Raw genomic sequence first — 16,924 nt, 5'->3', positions numbered from 1 at the left:
TGCGTCTCCAGGATCAGCCGAAGAGCACAGCGGCTTCTTCGTAGCGTTCCATGGGCACGCGCTTGAGGTTGTTCAAGGCGGCCCGCAGAGGCACGCGCAGCACCTTGGTGCCGTGCAATGCCACCATGGTTCCCCATGCCTCGGCGTGAATGGAATCCACAGCTGCCATTCCCAAACGGGTGGCAAGGACACGGTCGAAAGCCGTAGGCACGCCGCCACGCTGAATATGCCCCAGCACCGTTGCACGCGTTTCAATGCCGGTACGTTCCTCGATCACTGGCGCGAGCATCTCGCCAATGCCGCCAAGGCGAGCACGGCCGAAGGAGTCGAGGCCGCGTACCGAGAAGGCCTCTTCCATGCCTTCGGGCACGAAGCCTTCGGCGACAACCACCAATGGGGCGCGTCCGCGTTCATGGGCTTCGTTCACCCACTGGCAGATCTGCTCCATGGTGGTGGATACCTCCGGGATGAGTACGGCGTGCGCACCGGATGCCATGCCCGCGTGCAGGGCAATCCAGCCCACGTGCCGGCCCATCACTTCAGCGACCATACAGCGGTGGTGCGAGTCGCCGGTGGTGCGCAGGCGGTCAATGGCTTCGACGGCGATCTGGTTGGCGGTATCGAAACCGAAGGTGTAGTCCGTGGCGTCCAGGTCATTGTCAATGGTCTTGGGGACGCCAACGATAGGCAGGCCCGCCTCGCAGAGGCGCTGGGCGCCGGCGAGCGTGCCTTCGCCGCCGATGGCGATCAGCGAATCGATGCCATTGGACTTGAGGACTTTGGAAATGTTCTCGGCGCCACCGAGATCACCCTCGAACGCATTCGTGCGCGAGGTGCCTAAGATGGTGCCGCCCTGCTTGGCGATGCCGCGCACAGCGGTTCGGGGAAGATCAAAGTAGTCGCCTTCCTTGACGCCACGCCAGCCGTCGCGGAAACCGACGAACTCGTAATCGTAGCTTTTGATGCCGTTCAGTACCGCTCCGCGGATAACAGCGTTCAAACCTGGGCAGTCGCCGCCCGAGGTCATGATTCCAATGCGCATTGGCCCTCGCTTAGTAAAGGGAAAGCCTTGTGCAGCAGCTGGAGCAAGCAGGCTCCCGATATAGCTGCGACAATAAGGATTTCCATTCGGATGTCATTCAATATCCGCGCGCCATTGAGCATCTACTCTGCGTGCCATTGTACGTGCTTAAAGCCACTAGGGCGAGTCTCACGTCACGGATGTGCGTGAGACCCGCCCTAGCCGGATCATGGCGCCAAGCCTCGTTCGCCGAGTTGGCCGGTCGGGACCAGAACTTAGAATTTGCGCAGCCAGTTCTGCAAGATGATGGTGTTGTCCTGTGCCGGGATCAGGATCCACGCCAGAATATATGCGGCAATGCCCATGACCGGGAGCAGGAACGAAAGCAGCAGCGCAATGCGCACCAAGGTGACATCCCATCCGAACTTGTCGGCAATGCCTCCGGCGACGCCGCCGGCCAAGCGGCCTGGTCCGCGGCGAAGCGGCATGGAACGAAGCGAGTTGAAGAATGCGTCCATCAGATAACTCCTAATAGTTGGAAAAGCGTGGAAACTTAGAGGTTGGGGTCCGTGGGCAGAGGTGGTTCAGCTGCGGATTTCCGGGCCTTGCCGGCCGCGGCCAGACCGGAGAAGATCATGGCAACACCAGCCAACGCGACGATGGTGATGAAGAACAACGGCATGTCGAAACTCCATTGCAGAACCAGTCGGCTGAGCGATGCCAGGGCGACAACGATCATGATCAGCCCGAAGACCAAGGTTCCGGTAGGGAATTTTCTAGCTGGAGTGGAAGAAGAATTCATGAAGCTCAGTCCTTAGAAATCCTTGTTGCTGGGGTTCAGGATGGTGGGAGTATCGACGCTGGTGGAGAAGGAGGAAAAAGCGCCGTCGACTTCAACGGTCAGCGTTGGTGCATCGCCGGGCAAGGTCCGCAGATCCTGAGGCAGCTCCAAGTCCATGCCGGATAGGAACGCGCCTTCGGTTTGTACCTTCACCGGAACATTCTCCGGCAGGAGCAGGTCCAGCTTGGAAAATACGGAGTCGATCTCTACCGTAGTGGGCTTGGTAATCGTGCCCAAATGGGTCAGGTCTACCGTGGAGCTGCTGAATGCTGCACTGTACTGGCTGTCGTCTCCGGTTGCCGAGCGAACGAACCCGCGGGTTGAATCACCGAAGGACGTTACAGAGAAGATCACTGTCAACACCAGCAGAGGAATTGCCAAGCCCAAGAGGCCTCCACTGGTGCGCCCGGAAAGGGCGGCCAGGACTATGACGAGCCCAACCAGCAGCAGTCCGCAAGCCAAGGCCACCGTCCAGCCCGAACCAGGCAAAGCAACGATATCCAAGTAATCGGCCAGCATGACCACAGCGATCACCAGCACGGTGAGGCCGAAGACGGTCGTTCCGAGCCATCCCGGAATCGGGTGGCTGACCGTCTTGCGATTCACCTTGGGGTTGTAGGCCTTGGTGTATGCAGGATCTGGTGAGTAGCTATTCTCGTGCTGGCGTGTGGGGCCAGAATCATCTGAACTCATGGGGTGCTCCTTGGTTGGCGCATCTGGATTACCGGCCGCGAACCGGTTCGCCGCGCTTGCATTGAAACTCTGGGTGCCATCTCCACGCCATGGATGCTCCAGCGCCGTGGTCTTGCTGGCAGGCTTGGGCGAGGCGGCAGGACTGGTACCGGTTGGCGCCGTCTTTCGGGCCCCGTCCGGCCGCGCAAATCGGGTGTTTTTCCTGCTGAAGATGATGAATGCGATGGCCGCGACAATTGCCACGGGCCACAAGATCGGTGCCAGCGAATCCAGGAACCAGGGAGCCGGGAAGATGCCAAACGCAAAGATGATGACTGCGCCGGTCATGCCGCTGGTCCAGTTGCGATTCACTGCACTTTCCAGATGCATCTTTCCAGCGGCATCAGGCAGCAATGCCCAAGCCAGACCGTAGAGCACCATGCCCAAGCCGCCGAGGACACCGAGCACCACGAAGATGCCGCGGATCAGGACCACATCGACCTTGAAATAATCGGCCACGCCAGTTGCGACGCCGCCGAGCCACTGCGAGTCCTGGCGGGTGACCGGTGATTTGCGCAGCTGTTCGTATATGCCGCGACGACGTTGAGACCCTTCGTTATTCATAGTTCAATGTTCTCGCGTTGCCGGGGTCCAGCGCTATGAGGGGATACCCTGAACTTCCCCTAGGGGTGCCCCTAGATCCGGTGATCAACCGCGAAGAATCGCCAAGAACGTGCTTGACTTAGAACCATGGAAAGTCCTGAACGACGTTTGATGGTTCGCAGCGAAAACCGGCTCGTTGCTGGTGTCTGCGGCGGCCTCGCGGAGCATCTGAATCTGCCGCTGAAGTACGTCCGGCTGGGGTTTCTGGGACTGTCCGTTTTAGGCGGCGTCGGCATACTGCTCTATGCCTGGCTCTGGGTATTCGTCCCGAGCGCAGAAGAAGCGCACGCGGACGAGCTCCGCTCCTGGGGCACCAGGTCTCGCAGCCTTGCTGAAGAGATGAACCGAGTGCAGCAAGGCATTTTCCGGCCACGCGAAGGGTGGGAAAGGAACTCCACCTGGCGTGACACGCTAATCGGTGCGGGTTTGCTGGCGCTCGCCGTCCTGGCCTTCGGGCAATGGACCGGCTGGAATATCCGCTGGGATCTGATCTGGCCTTCCTTGTCCATTATTGCTGGCATTGTGCTGGCCTGGATCCAATTCGATGAGGGGATCACCAAGGGCAGGAAACGTCTGGCCCTGCCGTTGCTGCTGCGCTTGGGCTTTGGGCTGGTCCTGGTTATCGGCGGGCTGCTGGCCTTGCTGGGAAACATTGTCGGTGCCGCGGACCTGCTCGGCGGCCTATGGGCGGCTTTGGCGATTATTGTCGGCGCGACCGTTGTCTTGCTTCCTTGGGGCACCCGGCTATGGCGGGATTTCATCGCTGAACGAAGCTCGCGACAGGCTGCGGCCCAACGAGCCGAGTTCGCCGCTCACCTGCATGATTCGGTTTTGCAAACCTTGGCGGTGATTCAAAAACGCAGTGAAGACCCGGCTGCGGTGAGGACCCTGGCACGTGTCCAGGAACGTGAACTGCGCCAATGGCTGTATGGCAACCACGACCTTGATGACGAAGATGTCATCGTTGAGATCCAGCACGAGGCAAGCCACATTGAACAGTTGCTCTTGCGCGATGTTGAAGTCGTTTCGGTAGGCAATGCGCAGGGCTTTGCCGGACAGCAGGCACTGGTGGCCGCTAGCCGCGAGGCCATGATGAACGCGGCCAAGCATGCTGACGGCAAGATTTCAGTTTTCATCGAATGCTCGGCCGCGCAAGTAGAAGTGTATGTGCGCGACCGCGGCACCGGTTTTGACATCGAAGGAATACCGGCGGATCGTCACGGCATCAGGGAATCAATTATTGGCCGCATGGAACGCGCAGGCGGCACGGCGCAGATCCGCAGCGGCGCATCCGGAACTGAAGTGCAGCTGAGCATGCCATTGGACATGGAGGAAGAATAGGAATATGAGCGCAGAAAACGCCTCCGGGCTGTACCGAGTAGTGCTGGTGGATGACCATGCCATCTTCCGCTCCGGATTACGTGCCGATTTGGCCCAGGATATCGAGATTGTCGGCGAAGCCGGCACCGTGGAAGACGCCATTGAGGTGATCAGTGCGCAGCAGCCGGATGTGGTGCTATTGGACGTGCATCTGCCCGGCGGCCGTGGCGGCGGCGGGGCCGAAGTGCTCAAGGGCTGCACCGGGTTGCTGGGATCAACGCGCTTTCTGGCATTGAGCGTTTCCGACGCGGCGCAGGACGTCGTGACGGTTATTCGTTCCGGTGCCCGCGGGTACGTCACCAAGAGCATTTCCGGGGCGGAGATTTCTGATGCGGTGCGGCGCGTGGCCGGGGGAGACGCCGTGTTCTCGCCACGCTTGGCCGGGTTCGTCTTGGACGCCTTTGGCAGCAGCGCGCCGGTGGCGGAAATTGATGAAGAACTCGATCTGCTGTCCGACCGCGAATTGCAGGTCATGCGGCTGATCGCCCGCGGATACAGCTATAAGGAAGTCGCCAAGGAGCTGTTCATCTCGGTGAAGACCGTAGAATCCCATGTCTCAAATGTGCTGCGCAAACTCCAGCTATCAAACCGGCATGAGCTCACCCGTTGGGCTGTTGACCGCAAGATATTCTGAGCAGCACTGGGGAAAACAATGAAGCCGGGAAATCCATGATCGTGGTGGATTCCCCGGCTTCTTGCGTGGTGACTCTCGCTTACTTGGCTTCGCCCAGCAGCTTGGCCATCCGCGCGACGCCTTCTTCAAGGTCTGCATCACCGAGCGCATAGGACATGCGGATGTATCCGGACGGGCCGAACGCTTCACCTGGAACGACGGCAACTTCGGCGTGCTCCAGGATGAAGGCCGCCAGTTCTGCACTGGTGTTGTTCACAACTCCGCGGATCTCTCGACCCAGCAGTCCGCGCACGTCCGAATAGGCGTAGAACGCGCCCTCGGGGGTTGGGCAGTGCAGACCGTCAATTGCGTTCAGCGACTCGACGATGGCCAGCCGGCGGCGGTTAAAGGCGACCTTCATTTCGTTGACTGCATCCAGCGGCCCGGCCACGGCTGCCAAGGCGGCGCGCTGCGAGACGTTGGAAACATTCGAGGTCGCGTGGGACTGCAGGTTGGTGGCCGCCTTGATGACATCCAGTGGACCTGCCATCCAACCCACGCGCCAGCCGGTCATGGCGTAGGTCTTTGCGACGCCGTTGAGAATGACAACTCGATCTTCGAGCTCCGGGACCAAGGTCGCGATGGAGCTGAAAGAGGCATCGCCGTAGGTCAAGTGCTCGTAGATTTCATCGGTAACGACCCACAGGCCCTTGGATGCGGCCCACTGGCCGATCTCGCGGACCTGCTCTGGGGTGTACACCGCACCGGTCGGGTTCGATGGGGAAACGAACAGCAGCACCTTGGTACGTTCGGTCAGCACGGACTCAAGCTGTTCAACGGTCACCTTGTAGCCCTGCTCTGGACCGGCGAAGATCGATACAGCCTTGCCTCCGGAAAGCTGGATGGCTTCAGGATAGGTGGTCCAGAAGGGCGCTGGAACGATGACCTCGTCGCCTGGATCAAGCAGCGTGGCAAACGTGTTGTACACCGCCTGCTTGCCGCCGTTGGTGACCAGAACCTGGTTGGCGTTCAATGCGTAGCCCGAATCGCGCATGGTCTTCGTGGCGATTGCTTCGCGCAGCTCGGGAAGACCGGCAGCAGGGGAGTACCGGTGGTTCTTCGGATCCTTGGCGGCCTTGACTGCTGCTTCAACAATGTAGTCAGGGGTTGGGAAGTCAGGTTCACCGGCACCGAAACCGATGACTGGTCGACCTGCTGCTTTAAGAGCCTTCGCCTTGGCATCTACTGCGAGAGTCGCGGATTCGGAAATTGCGCCGATGCGGCGAGAAATGCGAGACATTGGGGATTCGTCCTGAAATCTATGGGGACAGCTGTTACACCTCAGTTTAGTTTGCGACCCTGCACTTCAGCATCACAATCTTGAAAATGACACAATAAGGTGCAGATCGGGGTCCGGGAATGCGTTCTGCGCCACACCGGAGGTTGTCAGTTCGACATTTCCGATTTCGTTGCGTAAAGTTATTTCTCGTTGCCGAGACATCGCAACGGACAAAGCAGGAAGTTTTATCCGCTAAGATGTTCTAGGTGGGAGCGGTAAAAAGCTCCGAAGGGTAGTGGCGCAATTGGTAGCGCAGCGGTCTCCAAAACCGCAGGTTGCAGGTTCGAGTCCTGTCTGCCCTGCGCAATAGCGATTTATCGCTTAGCGAATTATCTCATCACGGTGTGTTGCAGTCGAATAGACTATGGCACACCGTGATTGTTTCAACTGGCCAAATTTTTGAAACGAGGAAGAACATGACCGAATCTGCTCTCAGCTCCGGTAAGGGTGGACAGAAGTTGGGTTTCTTTGCCCGGATCTTCTTGTTTTTCCGTCAGGTAATCGCAGAACTTAAAAAGGTCGTCACCCCGACCCGCAGCGAACTGGTGAATTACTTCCTGGTTGTTGTCGGTTTCGTAGTCGTGGTGATGCTGATCGTGACGGCCCTGGACTTCGTCTTCGGGCAGGGGTCGATCCTCCTGTTCACCAACAAGGTAGAACAGTAATTTTTTGCCTCGGCGGTATGATTACCCCGAGGCAATTTAGTGTCATTCAGTCAAAGAAAGCAGGAGCTGCAGTGTCCGACAAGGAACTCGAACCGCAGATTAATGACGAGGTCGATAACGAGTTCGTTGAAGCCGCCGGCGATCAGGTAGAGCCAGCTGTTGAAGCTGGCATCGACCCAACCGAAGCACCAGCACAGGACGCTGAAGACGCTCAGGTTTCCGAAGGCTCAGCTGAAGAAGCTGAAGGCGACGACAACGAAGCCGAAGCTGAAGACAACGTAGCAAAGCTCAAGGAAGAATTCCGCGCTAAGCTCCGTCGCCTTCCGGGTGACTGGTTTGTGATCCACACCTATGCTGGCTATGAAAACCGCGTGAAGGTCAACCTCGAGACCCGTATCCAGACCCAGGACATGGATGAGTACATCTTTGACATCCAGGTTCCAATGGAAGAGGTCGTTGAGGTCAAGAACACCCAGCGCAAGATCGTTCGTCGCGTGCGCATTCCGGGCTACGTCCTGGTTCGCATGGAACTGACCGACGCTTCGTGGGGTGTTGTTCGCCACACTCCAGGTGTCACCGGATTCGTTGGCAACGCCCACGATCCAAACCCATTGAACCTTGATGAAGTGTTCTCCATGCTGGAGCACACCATCGTTGATCCGGTAGAGCAGCCGTCGGCTTCGAAGCCAGGCCGTGCTCCAATTACTGAGGTCACGGTTGATTTCGAAGTTGGCGAATCGGTCATCGTGAACGACGGACCGTTCGAGACGATGCCGGCAACCATCTCGGAAATCAAGCTGGATGCCGCTCAGCTGGTCGTGCTGGTTTCGATCTTCGAACGCGAAACCCCAGTGACCCTGAACTTCAACCAGGTCACCAAGATCCAGTAGTATTAAGTCTTCGTGCTCCATATCGGTCGCTTATCGATGTGAGAGCACGGTTGGCTGTCGCGCCACGACAGCCAGATCCCCGTACCACGCTCCTGTGCTGCGGGAAACGCAAGAGTAGAAGGACCCGACATGGCCCCAAAGAAAAAGGTCACCGGACTCATCAAGCTGCAGATCCAGGCAGGTGCTGCTAACCCAGCTCCTCCAATCGGTCCAGCCCTTGGTCAGCACGGCGTCAACATCATGGAATTCTGCAAGGCTTACAACGCAGCGACCGAGTCGCAGCGCGGTAACGTGATTCCAGTTGAAATCACCGTATACGAAGACCGTTCGTTCACTTTCATCACCAAGACTCCGCCTGCAGCTGAGCTGATCAAGAAGGCCGCTGGCATCGCCAAGGGCTCGGGTGTCCCGCACACCAACAAGGTCGCCAACCTGACCCAGGCGCAGGTCGAGGAAATCGCCAGCTCCAAGATGGCTGACCTGAACGCCAACGATCTGGCTGCTGCAGCCAAGATCATCGCCGGCACCGCCCGCTCCATGGGTGTGACCGTAGAAGGCTAATTGCGCCTTCCGCTATTCACCTCGTGAACAGCAACAAAGAATTTAATCTAAGGCGTTTCGATCCGTTGATCGATTCGCCCGTGGCAGGACCGGGCGCGGTCCATATGACCACGACTGCATAAGGAGATAACGCAGATGGCAAAGCGCAGCAAAGCATACGTAGCCGCCGCGGCTAAGATCGACGCGGACAAGTTCTACGCTCCAGCCGAGGCAATCGCCCTGGCCAAGGAGATCGCAGGCGACAAGGCAAACTCGACCGTTGAGGTTGCTTTCCGCTTGGGTGTTGACCCACGCAAGGCTGACCAGATGGTTCGCGGTACCGTGAACCTTCCACACGGCACCGGCAAGACCGCCCGCGTGGTTGTTTTCGCTAACGGCGACAAGGCAGAAGCAGCTCGTGAAGCTGGCGCCGACTTTGTTGGCTCGGACGACCTGATCGAAAAGATCCAGGGTGGCTGGACCGACTTCGACGCAGCAGTTGCAACCCCTGACCTCATGGGCAAGGTTGGCCGCTTGGGTAAGGTTCTGGGTCCTCGTAACCTGATGCCAAACCCTAAGACCGGCACCGTGACCATGGACGTGGCCAAGGCTGTCACCGACATCAAGGGCGGCAAGATCGACTTCCGCGTCGACAAGCACTCGAACCTGCACTTCATCATTGGCAAGGTTTCGTTCGATGCAAAGCAGCTGACCGAGAACTACGCAGCAGCCCTGGACGAGGTTCTGCGCCTGAAGCCTTCGGCTTCGAAGGGCCGCTACATCTCTAAGGCAACCATCGCTACCACCTTCGGTCCAGGTATTCCTGTTGACGCGAACGTAACCCGCGTTGAGGCCTAAGCCTAGTAGCTAGCTAGTTTGAGGGAGCATGTCGAAATTCGGCATGCTCCCTCAACTTTAAAGCCAATAAATTCCTTCGCTGCCGGCACACGAAAGCATGTCTGCGTTTCATGCCGGGCGGCCGCCGGTGATAAGCTTTGACTACCGAGTATTCGGTCGTCCGCGTATGGATCCCCCAAGGCCCTACGAGGGCGAGGCACGAAAGTTTCCCCAAGACTTTCATGTCGGCGGGACTTGTTGCCAGCGTTCCCCAAGCGCGGGCAAACGAGTCCCGCCATTCTAATTTTTATCTTCCCAGTGACCAGGATCATGGGGATGCTTCCGGCATTGATTTGCTGTCGCGTCGACTGCTCCTATAAACTGGAACTACCGAAGACCGTCGGTTGAACATCTGGTTTCCATTTGTTCCTAAGGATCCGCAAGGATGACCAACGCAGGTTACATAGATTTTTTGACTTTGAATAAGTTGAAACGCCCTGTGCTCCTGCGCGGGGCTATTTTTATGGCCTCGCCGGTTTTGAAACGGTACCGAACAAATCCCCGGAAGGAGTGTTATGGCAACCCCAAGCAAGACTGCAGCGATTGAAGAAATCACTGCGGAATTCAACGATTCGTCGGCGGCTGTCTTGACCGAATACCGTGGGCTTACCGTTGCACAGCTCAAGGATCTGCGCCGCTCGCTTGGTCAGGAGACCAAGTACGCAGTCGTGAAGAACACCTTGACCGCAATCGCAGCGAAGAACGCTGGCATCGATGCTTTCGATGAGCAGCTTTCTGGTCCAACCGCAATCGCCTTCATCAAGGGCGACGCAGTTGCTGCCGCTAAGAGCCTCACGGAATTCGCCAAGACTAACGACAAGCTGGTCATCAAGACCGGTTGGTTCGAAGGCAAGGCACTGGATCAGAGCGGCATCGCTGCTCTGGCTGCGCTGGAATCCCGCGAAACTCAGCTCGCCCGCGTTGCAGCAGTGCTGCAGGCTCCAGCTTCCGCTGCTGCCCGCGCTGTCGAAGCTCTGCGTGCAAAGCTCGAAGAGAACGGTGGCGAAGCTGCCGAGGAAGCTCCGGCAGAAGCCTAAGCTTTCGAGTTCTCTCGCAACGTAAACCCAAATTCATCGGCCCTCAAGGCCAAAAACCGAAAGGACGCCCATCATGGCGAAGCTCAGCAACGAAGAGCTGCTTTCCGCATTCAAGGAAATGACCATCATCGAACTGTCCGAGTTCGTTAAGGAATTCGAAGAGACCTTCGACGTAACCGCTGCTGCTGTTGCAGTTGCTGGTCCAGCTGCCGGCGGCGAAGCTGCTGCTGAAGAGAAGACCGAATTCGACGTAATCCTCGAATCGGCTGGCGACAAGAAGATCGCAGTCATCAAGGAAGTTCGCGGCATCACCTCCCTGGGTCTGAAGGAAGCTAAGGAGCTCGTTGACGGCGCTCCAAAGGCTCTGCTGGAAGGCGTTGCCAAGGACGCAGCCGAGAAGGCTAAGGAAGCTCTGGAAGCTGCCGGCGCAACCGTCACCGTTAAGTAAGTTCAGCGGTCACTCGCAACTTATTGCCAAAGGTCCACAGACGAAAGTCTGTGGGCCTTTGGCCGTTAAGCTGGGAAATTGATACCAATAGTTTTATAACGTTTCTATTAACAGGGTTCATTCAAGTTCATTGTTTACAGTGAAAATGTGCCAAAAACCGTCGCTACCCAGACCCAGAAGCCAGCACCGCGCCTAGGGCTCCTAGACGCCCTGAGAATCACTGCTGCGCTGATTGTCGTGCTCTACCACTACACCGCATGGGGACACGATCATTGGGGAACGCAAGCTGCCGAGTTCTGGCCGGTGCTTTCCGAATTCACCCGCTATGGACAGCTGGGCGTCCAGCTGTTCTTCCTGATATCGGGCTTCGTGATCCTGATGTCCCTCCAGGGGAAGAACGTCATTGGCTTCATTGGATCGCGTGTCGGAAGGCTCTACCCGGCGTACTGGCTCGCGGTGATCGCCGCGGCAGTACTCTCGCTTCGCATCTGGCCCTCCGGTAACGAAGGCAGGTCAGCCAGCGATATTCTTCCCAATCTGACCATGATGCAGGCTGGATTCGGCATCACCGATATGGACGGCGTTTACTGGACACTATGGGTCGAGTTGCGTTTCTACGTGCTGCTCGCCGTGCTCTTGTCCTTGGGCTTCGTGAAGAACAAGCACATCCTTGTGCTTTCGGCTGTTTGGCCAGCATTGGGCCTGTACCTGCATTTCACCAGCTTGGACAAGCTTCAGGAATGGATCGCAGGACAGTATGCGGCATTGTTCGCGGCCGGTATGGTGCTCTTCTTGATCTATCAAAGCGGCCATAGCGTTCGGCGGTGGTTCATGGTCGCTGCCAATACGGCCATCGCAGCATTCTTTACCGGCATCAAGGGGCGCAATGACGCGGACTTGCTCTCAGGCCTGGATATCCCTGCCTGGCATTTCCAGCTGCTGACCGTATTGTGCGTGGCCCTGCTGGCAGCGTGTACCCTGACCCCGCTCAAGAACGTCCAGGGCAAGTGGCTCGCAGTGGCAGGTTCCCTGACCTACCCGTTGTACCTGGTGCACCAGTTGTGGGGATGGTGGCTGATCGACCAGCTGCACGGTGCCGTGAACAAGTACGTCCTGCTAGCCGGTGTGCTGGTGCTGATGCTGGTCATCGCCTACTTGGTGGCACGCTTCGTCGAGCAGCCATTGGGGCTGCCGCTGCGCAACGCAACGATCAGGGGATTGACTGCAGCGCAGGCCTGGACCAAGAAAATATTTGCCAAGCCTGGGCTGGCTATTCCGGAGTCGAAATATCAGCAATCGTGGCATCAAATCCGCTAACCAAATCCTTGGCGCGAACGAGTAGCCCATGAGCGCGGTCTCCGCTGCCCAATCCGATCTGTTCTGGAACAGGCTCTTCGAAGACGCTGGCATCGACGTAAACCGGCAGTACCGTGTGGGAGCCGAAAGGAGTGATCGTTCCGCTCTCGTAGTGCGTGACATCCCAAGCGATATCGGAGGATGGCAGCGAGAGCTTGTTGACTCCCATGACGCCACGAAGCTTCGCCCAATCAAGTTTCCGTCCACCGGGAATGAGCGCGAAGACGAAGGTGCCATCCGCGCGTTTGATCACCAGTGTCTTGAGCAGTGCCGAGGTCGAGATGCCCATGGCGTCCGCTGCCTCTTCCAGAGAACGGACCTTGTCGCGAGGGACAATCTCAATCGGGATGTTCCTGCGCGAGGCGTCGAGGGTGACTCGGGTAAGTGCCTCATCTGATTGCAGCTTATTCACTTCGTCTCCTATCCGTGGATGTTTGCTCGATCATAGCTAGTGGCCATGGAAGAAGCCACCGGACACACGACGGCGTGGACGCTTATTACCTGCTCGGGAAAACAGCAGTCCAATGTCCTGGGATGACCCGGGAAAGTTTTCAGTAACGCTCGCCGGGAGGCTGGAATCGATGATTTTGATCGCTTTCGGAACTCATTGGACGTGGATGTGACAAAACGCATAGCTGTGCTGGATGACCGGAATATGAATCACGCCATCAATGAATCCCAAGCCTTTGCTTTTCTGGGGGATCCACGCAAACTCGGGCATCAGTTGGGAAAATGCGTAGGGTTATCGTGAAACGATGACGCCAGGTTTCGTGCCTGAACTGCGCCGAGGCACCGAATTGGGGGAGCAGGCGAAAATGGGGGCGAAAACTATAGCACGAATTTCTGCACCGAGTATCGACAACCGGATTTTCCTCCGGTAGAGTAGAAATTTGCGCCTTGCTGTTTGCGCGCGCGGCCTTCATATAGCGGTGGGTTCGTGCGGACGAAAAAGAGGAACTGTCCTATGGCAGGAACCTTAGCACGGTAAGCGTTCGGAAACCTGACGGTCTTTGGAAGGATCCATCTTGGTCGCCTCGAGCAACCCTAACAACCAAACCGCTAGTTCGGCTCGCGATGCTGCATACGCTGGCCGACTTTCTTTTGCAAAGATTCACGAACCCCTTGAAGTGCCTAACCTGCTGGCATTGCAGACGGAGAGCTTTGACCGCCTCGTCGGCAACCAGAACTGGGTAGAGCGCCTGGCCAAGGCAGAAGCCGCTGGCGACTTCAGCGTGCCCAACACCTCGGGCCTGGCAGAAATCTTCGAGGAAATCTCCCCGATCGAGGACTTCCAGGACACCATGTCCTTGAGCTTCTCGGATCCGGAGTTCGCTGATCCAAAGTACTCGATCGCTGAGTGCAAGGACCGCGACGCCACCTACGCGGCACCGCTGTATGTCAAGGCCGAATTCATGAACAATGAAACCGGCGAAATCAAGCAGCAGACCGTGTTCATGGGCGATTTCCCGCTGATGACCGAAAAGGGCACCTTCATCATCAACGGCACCGAGCGTGTCGTTGTTTCCCAGCTGGTTCGTTCCCCAGGCGCATACTTCGAGTCCGCGCCGGACAAGACCAGTGACAAGACGATCTTCTCGGCACGCATCATCCCATCGCGCGGTGCATGGTTCGAGCTGGAAATCGACAAGCGCGACCAGATCGGCGTACGCCTTGACCGCAAGCGCAAGCAGTCGGTCACTGTCTTGCTCAAGGCCCTGGGCTGGAGCGAAGAGCAGATCCTGTCCGAGTTCGGCCAGTACGATTCGATGCGCGCTACCTTGGAAAAGGACAGCATCAAGGATCAGAACGAAGCCCTGCTGGACATCTACCGCAAGCTGCGTCCAGGCGAGCCTCCTACGGTTGAGGCTGCCCAGGCACTGCTGAAGAACATGTACTTCGAGCCAAAGCGCTACGACCTGGCAAAGGTCGGCCGCTACAAGCTCAACCGCAAGCTGGGCGTGGAGACTCCGGTCAACGCCGAGAACGCTTCGGTGCTGTCGCTGGACGACCTGGTGGCCATGATCCGCTACCTCGTTGCACTGCACGCAGGCGAGAAGACTGTCCAGGGTACCCGCAAGGGCGAGATCGTCGATATTCCTGTGAACGTCGACGACATCGACCACTTCGGCAACCGCCGCATCCGCGCCGTGGGCGAACTGATCGAGAACCAGGTCCGCACCGGCCTGTCCCGCATGGAGCGTGTTGTGCGCGAGCGCATGACCACGCAGGACGTCGAGGCGATCACACCGCAGACCCTGATCAACATCCGCCCTGTGGTGGCTGCGATCAAGGAGTTCTTCGGTACTTCGCAGCTCTCGCAGTTCATGGACCAGAACAACCCGCTGGCCGGCCTGACCCACAAGCGCCGCCTGTCGGCTCTGGGCCCGGGCGGCCTGTCCCGCGACCGCGCAGGCATGGAAGTCCGAGACGTGCACCCTTCGCACTACGGACGCATGTGCCCGATTGAAACCCCCGAAGGCCCGAACATCGGCCTGATCGGTTCGTTGGCTACCTACGGCCGCATCAACGCCTTCGGCTTCATCGAGACCCCGTACCGCAAGGTTTCCAACGGCCTGGTGTCCAATGAGGTCGAATACCTGACCGCGGACGACGAGCTGCAGCACTACATCGCGCAGGCCAACGCGCCGCTGGATGAGAACGGCCGCTTCGTTGAAGAGACCGTACTGGTTCGCGAAAAGGGCGGTGGCGGCGAGCCTGTCATCGTCGACGCCGCTGAAGTGACCTTCATGGACGTTTCGCCTCGCCAGATGGTGTCGGTTGCAACTGCGCTGATTCCATTCCTCGAGCACGACGACGCCAACCGAGCACTGATGGGCGCCAACATGCAGCGCCAGGCTGTGCCGCTGCTGAAGTCCGAGCGCCCGCTGGTGGGTACCGGCATGGAGAAGTTCGCCGCAGTTGACGCCGGCGACTCCGTGGTCGCATCCAAGCCTGGCGTGGTCACCGAGGTTTCTGCTGACCTGGTTGTCGTCATGAACGATGACGGCACCGAGTCGATGTACCCGATCATGAAGTTCGCCCGCTCCAACCAGGGCAACGCCTACAACCAGCGCGTGCGCGTTTCGGAAGGCGACCGCCTGGAATACCAGTCGATCATCGCCGACGGTCCGTCGACCGACTCGGGCGAGCTCTCGCTGGGCAAGAACCTGCTCGTGGCATTCATGTCCTGGGAAGGCTACAACTACGAGGATGCGATCATCCTCTCCCAGCGCATGATCTTCGACGACGTGCTCACCTCGATCCACATCGAAGAGCACGAGGTCGACGCCCGCGATACCAAGCTGGGTGCCGAGGAAATCACCCGCGACATCCCGAATGTCTCGGAAGACATCCTCTCGCAGCTCGATGACCGCGGCATCGTCTACATCGGTGCAGAGGTCGAGGCCGGCGACGTGCTGGTTGGCCGTGTCACCCCTAAGGGCGAGACCGAGCTGACCCCGGAAGAACGCCTGCTGCGTGCCATCTTCGGCGAGAAGTCCCGCGAAGTGCGCGACACCTCGCTGAAGGTTCCGCACGGCGAGTCCGGCACCGTGATCGGCGTGCGCATCTTCGACCGCGACAACGACGACGACCTGTCGCCTGGTGTCAACCAGCTGGTCCGCGTTTACGTTGCGCAGAAGCGCAAGATCTCCATTGGCGACAAGCTTGCAGGCCGCCACGGCAACAAGGGCGTCATCTCGCGCATCATGCCGCTGGAGGACATGCCATTCCTCGAAGACGGCACCCCGCTGGATGTCATCCTGAACCCGCTGGGTGTTCCAGGCCGCATGAACGTCGGCCAGGTCATGGAAATCCACCTGGGCTGGGCTGCCAAGCAGGGCTGGAAGATCGAGGGCGAGCCTGAATGGGTCAGCGCGCTGCCGAACCTGCCTCGCGAAACCGGTTCCACCACCGTGGCAACCCCGGTCTTCGATGGCGCTTCGGAAGAAGAGATCCGCGGCATCCTGGATTCGACCAACAAGACCCGTGACGGCGTGCGCCTGATTGGCAACTCCGGCAAGGCGAAGCTGTTCGACGGCCGCTCCGGCGACCCGCTGCCGGATCCGGTATCCGTGGGCTACATGTACATCTTGAAGCTGCACCACCTGGTGGACGACAAGATCCACGCCCGTTCCACCGGTCCATACTCCATGATCACCCAGCAGCCGCTGGGCGGTAAGGCCCAGTTCGGTGGCCAGCGCTTCGGTGAAATGGAAGTTTGGGCACTGGAAGCATACGGTGCCGCTTACACGCTGCAGGAAATCCTGACCATCAAGTCGGATGACATCCACGGCCGCGTGAAGGTCTACGAAGCTATCGTCAAGGGCGAGAACGTTCCAGAGCCTGGTGTTCCAGAATCGTTCAAGGTGCTCATCAAGGAAATGCAGTCGCTGTGCTTGAACGTCGAGGTACTCGGTACCGACGGCAACACTATCGAAATGCGTGAGTCGGACGAGGAATCGTTCCGCGCCGCTGAAGAGCTGGGCATCGACCTTTCACGGTCGGAGCCGAACTCCGTAGAGGAAGTGTAATCTGGCGCCCTGCCTGCAGGACCTGCAGGC

The 16,924-nt window shown here is 58.5% G+C and carries 16 protein-coding genes and 1 tRNA gene; 11 read left to right on the top strand and 6 right to left on the bottom strand.

Annotated features, from left to right (window positions below; all coding sequences use genetic code 11):
• Positions 1 to 13: 13 nt before the first annotated feature.
• The 4 genes from ACR9WD_RS11645 to ACR9WD_RS11630 all read right to left on the bottom strand — a co-directional run bounded on the left by ACR9WD_RS11645 (position 14) and on the right by ACR9WD_RS11630 (position 3,158).
• The gene (locus tag ACR9WD_RS11645; RefSeq protein WP_038992222.1) at positions 14 to 1,042 is read right to left on the bottom strand and encodes a 6-phosphofructokinase; all 1,029 of its coding nucleotides are present in this window, start codon (positions 1,040 to 1,042) and stop codon (positions 14 to 16) included.
• A gap of 254 nt (positions 1,043 to 1,296) precedes the next feature.
• Positions 1,297 to 1,539, bottom strand: coding sequence for a PspC domain-containing protein (locus ACR9WD_RS11640; RefSeq protein ID WP_038992221.1), 243 nt, complete (start codon positions 1,537 to 1,539; stop codon positions 1,297 to 1,299).
• 35 nt (positions 1,540 to 1,574) lie between these two features.
• Positions 1,575 to 1,823 carry a hypothetical protein gene (locus tag ACR9WD_RS11635; protein ID WP_141356555.1) on the bottom strand — a complete coding sequence of 83 codons (249 nt, stop codon included), beginning with the start codon at positions 1,821 to 1,823 and terminating at the stop codon, positions 1,575 to 1,577.
• Between the two features lie 12 nt (positions 1,824 to 1,835).
• The gene (locus ACR9WD_RS11630; protein WP_149597144.1) at positions 1,836 to 3,158 is read right to left on the bottom strand and encodes a PspC domain-containing protein; all 1,323 of its coding nucleotides are present in this window, start codon (positions 3,156 to 3,158) and stop codon (positions 1,836 to 1,838) included.
• 150 nt (positions 3,159 to 3,308) lie between these two features.
• Here ACR9WD_RS11630 and ACR9WD_RS11625 point away from each other — a divergent pair, with 150 nt between their 5' ends.
• On the top strand, positions 3,309 to 4,538 hold the full coding sequence (locus ACR9WD_RS11625; protein ID WP_210416640.1) for an ATP-binding protein: 1,230 nt from the start codon (positions 3,309 to 3,311) through the stop codon (positions 4,536 to 4,538).
• A 4-nt stretch (positions 4,539 to 4,542) separates the two neighbouring features.
• On the top strand, positions 4,543 to 5,211 hold the full coding sequence (locus tag ACR9WD_RS11620) for a LuxR C-terminal-related transcriptional regulator (RefSeq protein WP_038992217.1): 669 nt from the start codon (positions 4,543 to 4,545) through the stop codon (positions 5,209 to 5,211).
• Positions 5,212 to 5,290: 79 nt separating this feature from the next.
• On the opposite strand, the gene ACR9WD_RS11615 is transcribed toward ACR9WD_RS11620, so the two are convergent.
• Complete coding sequence (locus tag ACR9WD_RS11615; protein ID WP_434922118.1) at positions 5,291 to 6,490, bottom strand: pyridoxal phosphate-dependent aminotransferase; 1,200 nt, start codon at positions 6,488 to 6,490, stop codon at positions 5,291 to 5,293.
• A 268-nt stretch (positions 6,491 to 6,758) separates the two neighbouring features.
• Between ACR9WD_RS11615 and ACR9WD_RS11610 the strand changes: the two genes are divergently transcribed.
• From ACR9WD_RS11610 to ACR9WD_RS11575, 8 genes are all read left to right on the top strand, one after another.
• A tRNA-Trp gene (locus tag ACR9WD_RS11610) sits at positions 6,759 to 6,831 on the top strand.
• Between the two features lie 114 nt (positions 6,832 to 6,945).
• On the top strand, positions 6,946 to 7,194 hold the full coding sequence (gene secE, locus ACR9WD_RS11605) for a preprotein translocase subunit SecE (protein WP_038992215.1): 249 nt from the start codon (positions 6,946 to 6,948) through the stop codon (positions 7,192 to 7,194).
• Positions 7,195 to 7,265: 71 nt separating this feature from the next.
• Positions 7,266 to 8,084: a transcription termination/antitermination protein NusG gene (gene nusG, locus ACR9WD_RS11600; protein WP_210416639.1), complete on the top strand. Its 819-nt coding sequence runs from the start codon at positions 7,266 to 7,268 to the stop codon at positions 8,082 to 8,084.
• Between the two features lie 129 nt (positions 8,085 to 8,213).
• A complete protein-coding gene (gene rplK, locus ACR9WD_RS11595) occupies positions 8,214 to 8,645 on the top strand; it encodes a 50S ribosomal protein L11 (protein WP_038992213.1) in 432 nt (143 codons plus the stop codon).
• A gap of 135 nt (positions 8,646 to 8,780) precedes the next feature.
• On the top strand, positions 8,781 to 9,482 hold the full coding sequence (rplA, locus tag ACR9WD_RS11590) for a 50S ribosomal protein L1 (RefSeq protein WP_038992212.1): 702 nt from the start codon (positions 8,781 to 8,783) through the stop codon (positions 9,480 to 9,482).
• Between the two features lie 554 nt (positions 9,483 to 10,036).
• Positions 10,037 to 10,558: a 50S ribosomal protein L10 gene (gene rplJ / locus ACR9WD_RS11585; protein ID WP_038992211.1), complete on the top strand. Its 522-nt coding sequence runs from the start codon at positions 10,037 to 10,039 to the stop codon at positions 10,556 to 10,558.
• Positions 10,559 to 10,631: 73 nt separating this feature from the next.
• On the top strand, positions 10,632 to 11,006 hold the full coding sequence (gene rplL / locus ACR9WD_RS11580) for a 50S ribosomal protein L7/L12 (RefSeq protein ID WP_038992210.1): 375 nt from the start codon (positions 10,632 to 10,634) through the stop codon (positions 11,004 to 11,006).
• Between the two features lie 147 nt (positions 11,007 to 11,153).
• Complete coding sequence (locus ACR9WD_RS11575; protein ID WP_434922117.1) at positions 11,154 to 12,323, top strand: acyltransferase family protein; 1,170 nt, start codon at positions 11,154 to 11,156, stop codon at positions 12,321 to 12,323.
• Here ACR9WD_RS11575 and ACR9WD_RS11570 read toward each other — a convergent pair.
• On the bottom strand, positions 12,277 to 12,774 hold the full coding sequence (locus tag ACR9WD_RS11570; RefSeq protein WP_073705895.1) for an aminoacyl-tRNA deacylase: 498 nt from the start codon (positions 12,772 to 12,774) through the stop codon (positions 12,277 to 12,279). The genes ACR9WD_RS11575 and ACR9WD_RS11570 overlap by 47 nt on opposite strands.
• Before the next feature lie 613 nt (positions 12,775 to 13,387).
• On the opposite strand from ACR9WD_RS11570, the gene rpoB reads away from it, so the two are divergent.
• Positions 13,388 to 16,894 carry a DNA-directed RNA polymerase subunit beta gene (gene rpoB, locus ACR9WD_RS11565; protein WP_073705896.1) on the top strand — a complete coding sequence of 1,169 codons (3,507 nt, stop codon included), beginning with the start codon at positions 13,388 to 13,390 and terminating at the stop codon, positions 16,892 to 16,894.
• Positions 16,895 to 16,924 lie beyond the last annotated feature (30 nt).

It is taken from the genome of Glutamicibacter sp. PAEs-4 (assembly GCF_051161755.1).
Taxonomy (GTDB): domain Bacteria; phylum Actinomycetota; class Actinomycetes; order Actinomycetales; family Micrococcaceae; genus Glutamicibacter; species Glutamicibacter nicotianae.
This window is presented reverse-complemented; position numbering and strand designations above follow the sequence as displayed.

Bases quoted from the DNA above. Each gene is read 5' to 3' on its own strand.
- ACR9WD_RS11645 (WP_038992222.1), bottom strand. From the start codon at position 1,042: ATGCGCATTGGAATCATGACCTCGGGCGGCGACTGCCCAGGTTTGAAC.
- ACR9WD_RS11640 (WP_038992221.1), bottom strand. From the start codon at position 1,539: ATGGACGCATTCTTCAACTCGCTTCGTTCCATGCCGCTTCGCCGCGGA.
- ACR9WD_RS11635 (WP_141356555.1), bottom strand. From the start codon at position 1,823: ATGAATTCTTCTTCCACTCCAGCTAGAAAATTCCCTACCGGAACCTTG.
- ACR9WD_RS11630 (WP_149597144.1), bottom strand. From the start codon at position 3,158: ATGAATAACGAAGGGTCTCAACGTCGTCGCGGCATATACGAACAGCTG.
- ACR9WD_RS11625 (WP_210416640.1), top strand. From the start codon at position 3,309: ATGGTTCGCAGCGAAAACCGGCTCGTTGCTGGTGTCTGCGGCGGCCTC.
- ACR9WD_RS11620 (WP_038992217.1), top strand. From the start codon at position 4,543: ATGAGCGCAGAAAACGCCTCCGGGCTGTACCGAGTAGTGCTGGTGGAT.
- ACR9WD_RS11615 (WP_434922118.1), bottom strand. From the start codon at position 6,490: ATGTCTCGCATTTCTCGCCGCATCGGCGCAATTTCCGAATCCGCGACT.
- secE (WP_038992215.1), top strand. From the start codon at position 6,946: ATGACCGAATCTGCTCTCAGCTCCGGTAAGGGTGGACAGAAGTTGGGT.
- rplK (WP_038992213.1), top strand. From the start codon at position 8,214: ATGGCCCCAAAGAAAAAGGTCACCGGACTCATCAAGCTGCAGATCCAG.
- rplA (WP_038992212.1), top strand. From the start codon at position 8,781: ATGGCAAAGCGCAGCAAAGCATACGTAGCCGCCGCGGCTAAGATCGAC.
- rplJ (WP_038992211.1), top strand. From the start codon at position 10,037: ATGGCAACCCCAAGCAAGACTGCAGCGATTGAAGAAATCACTGCGGAA.
- rplL (WP_038992210.1), top strand. From the start codon at position 10,632: ATGGCGAAGCTCAGCAACGAAGAGCTGCTTTCCGCATTCAAGGAAATG.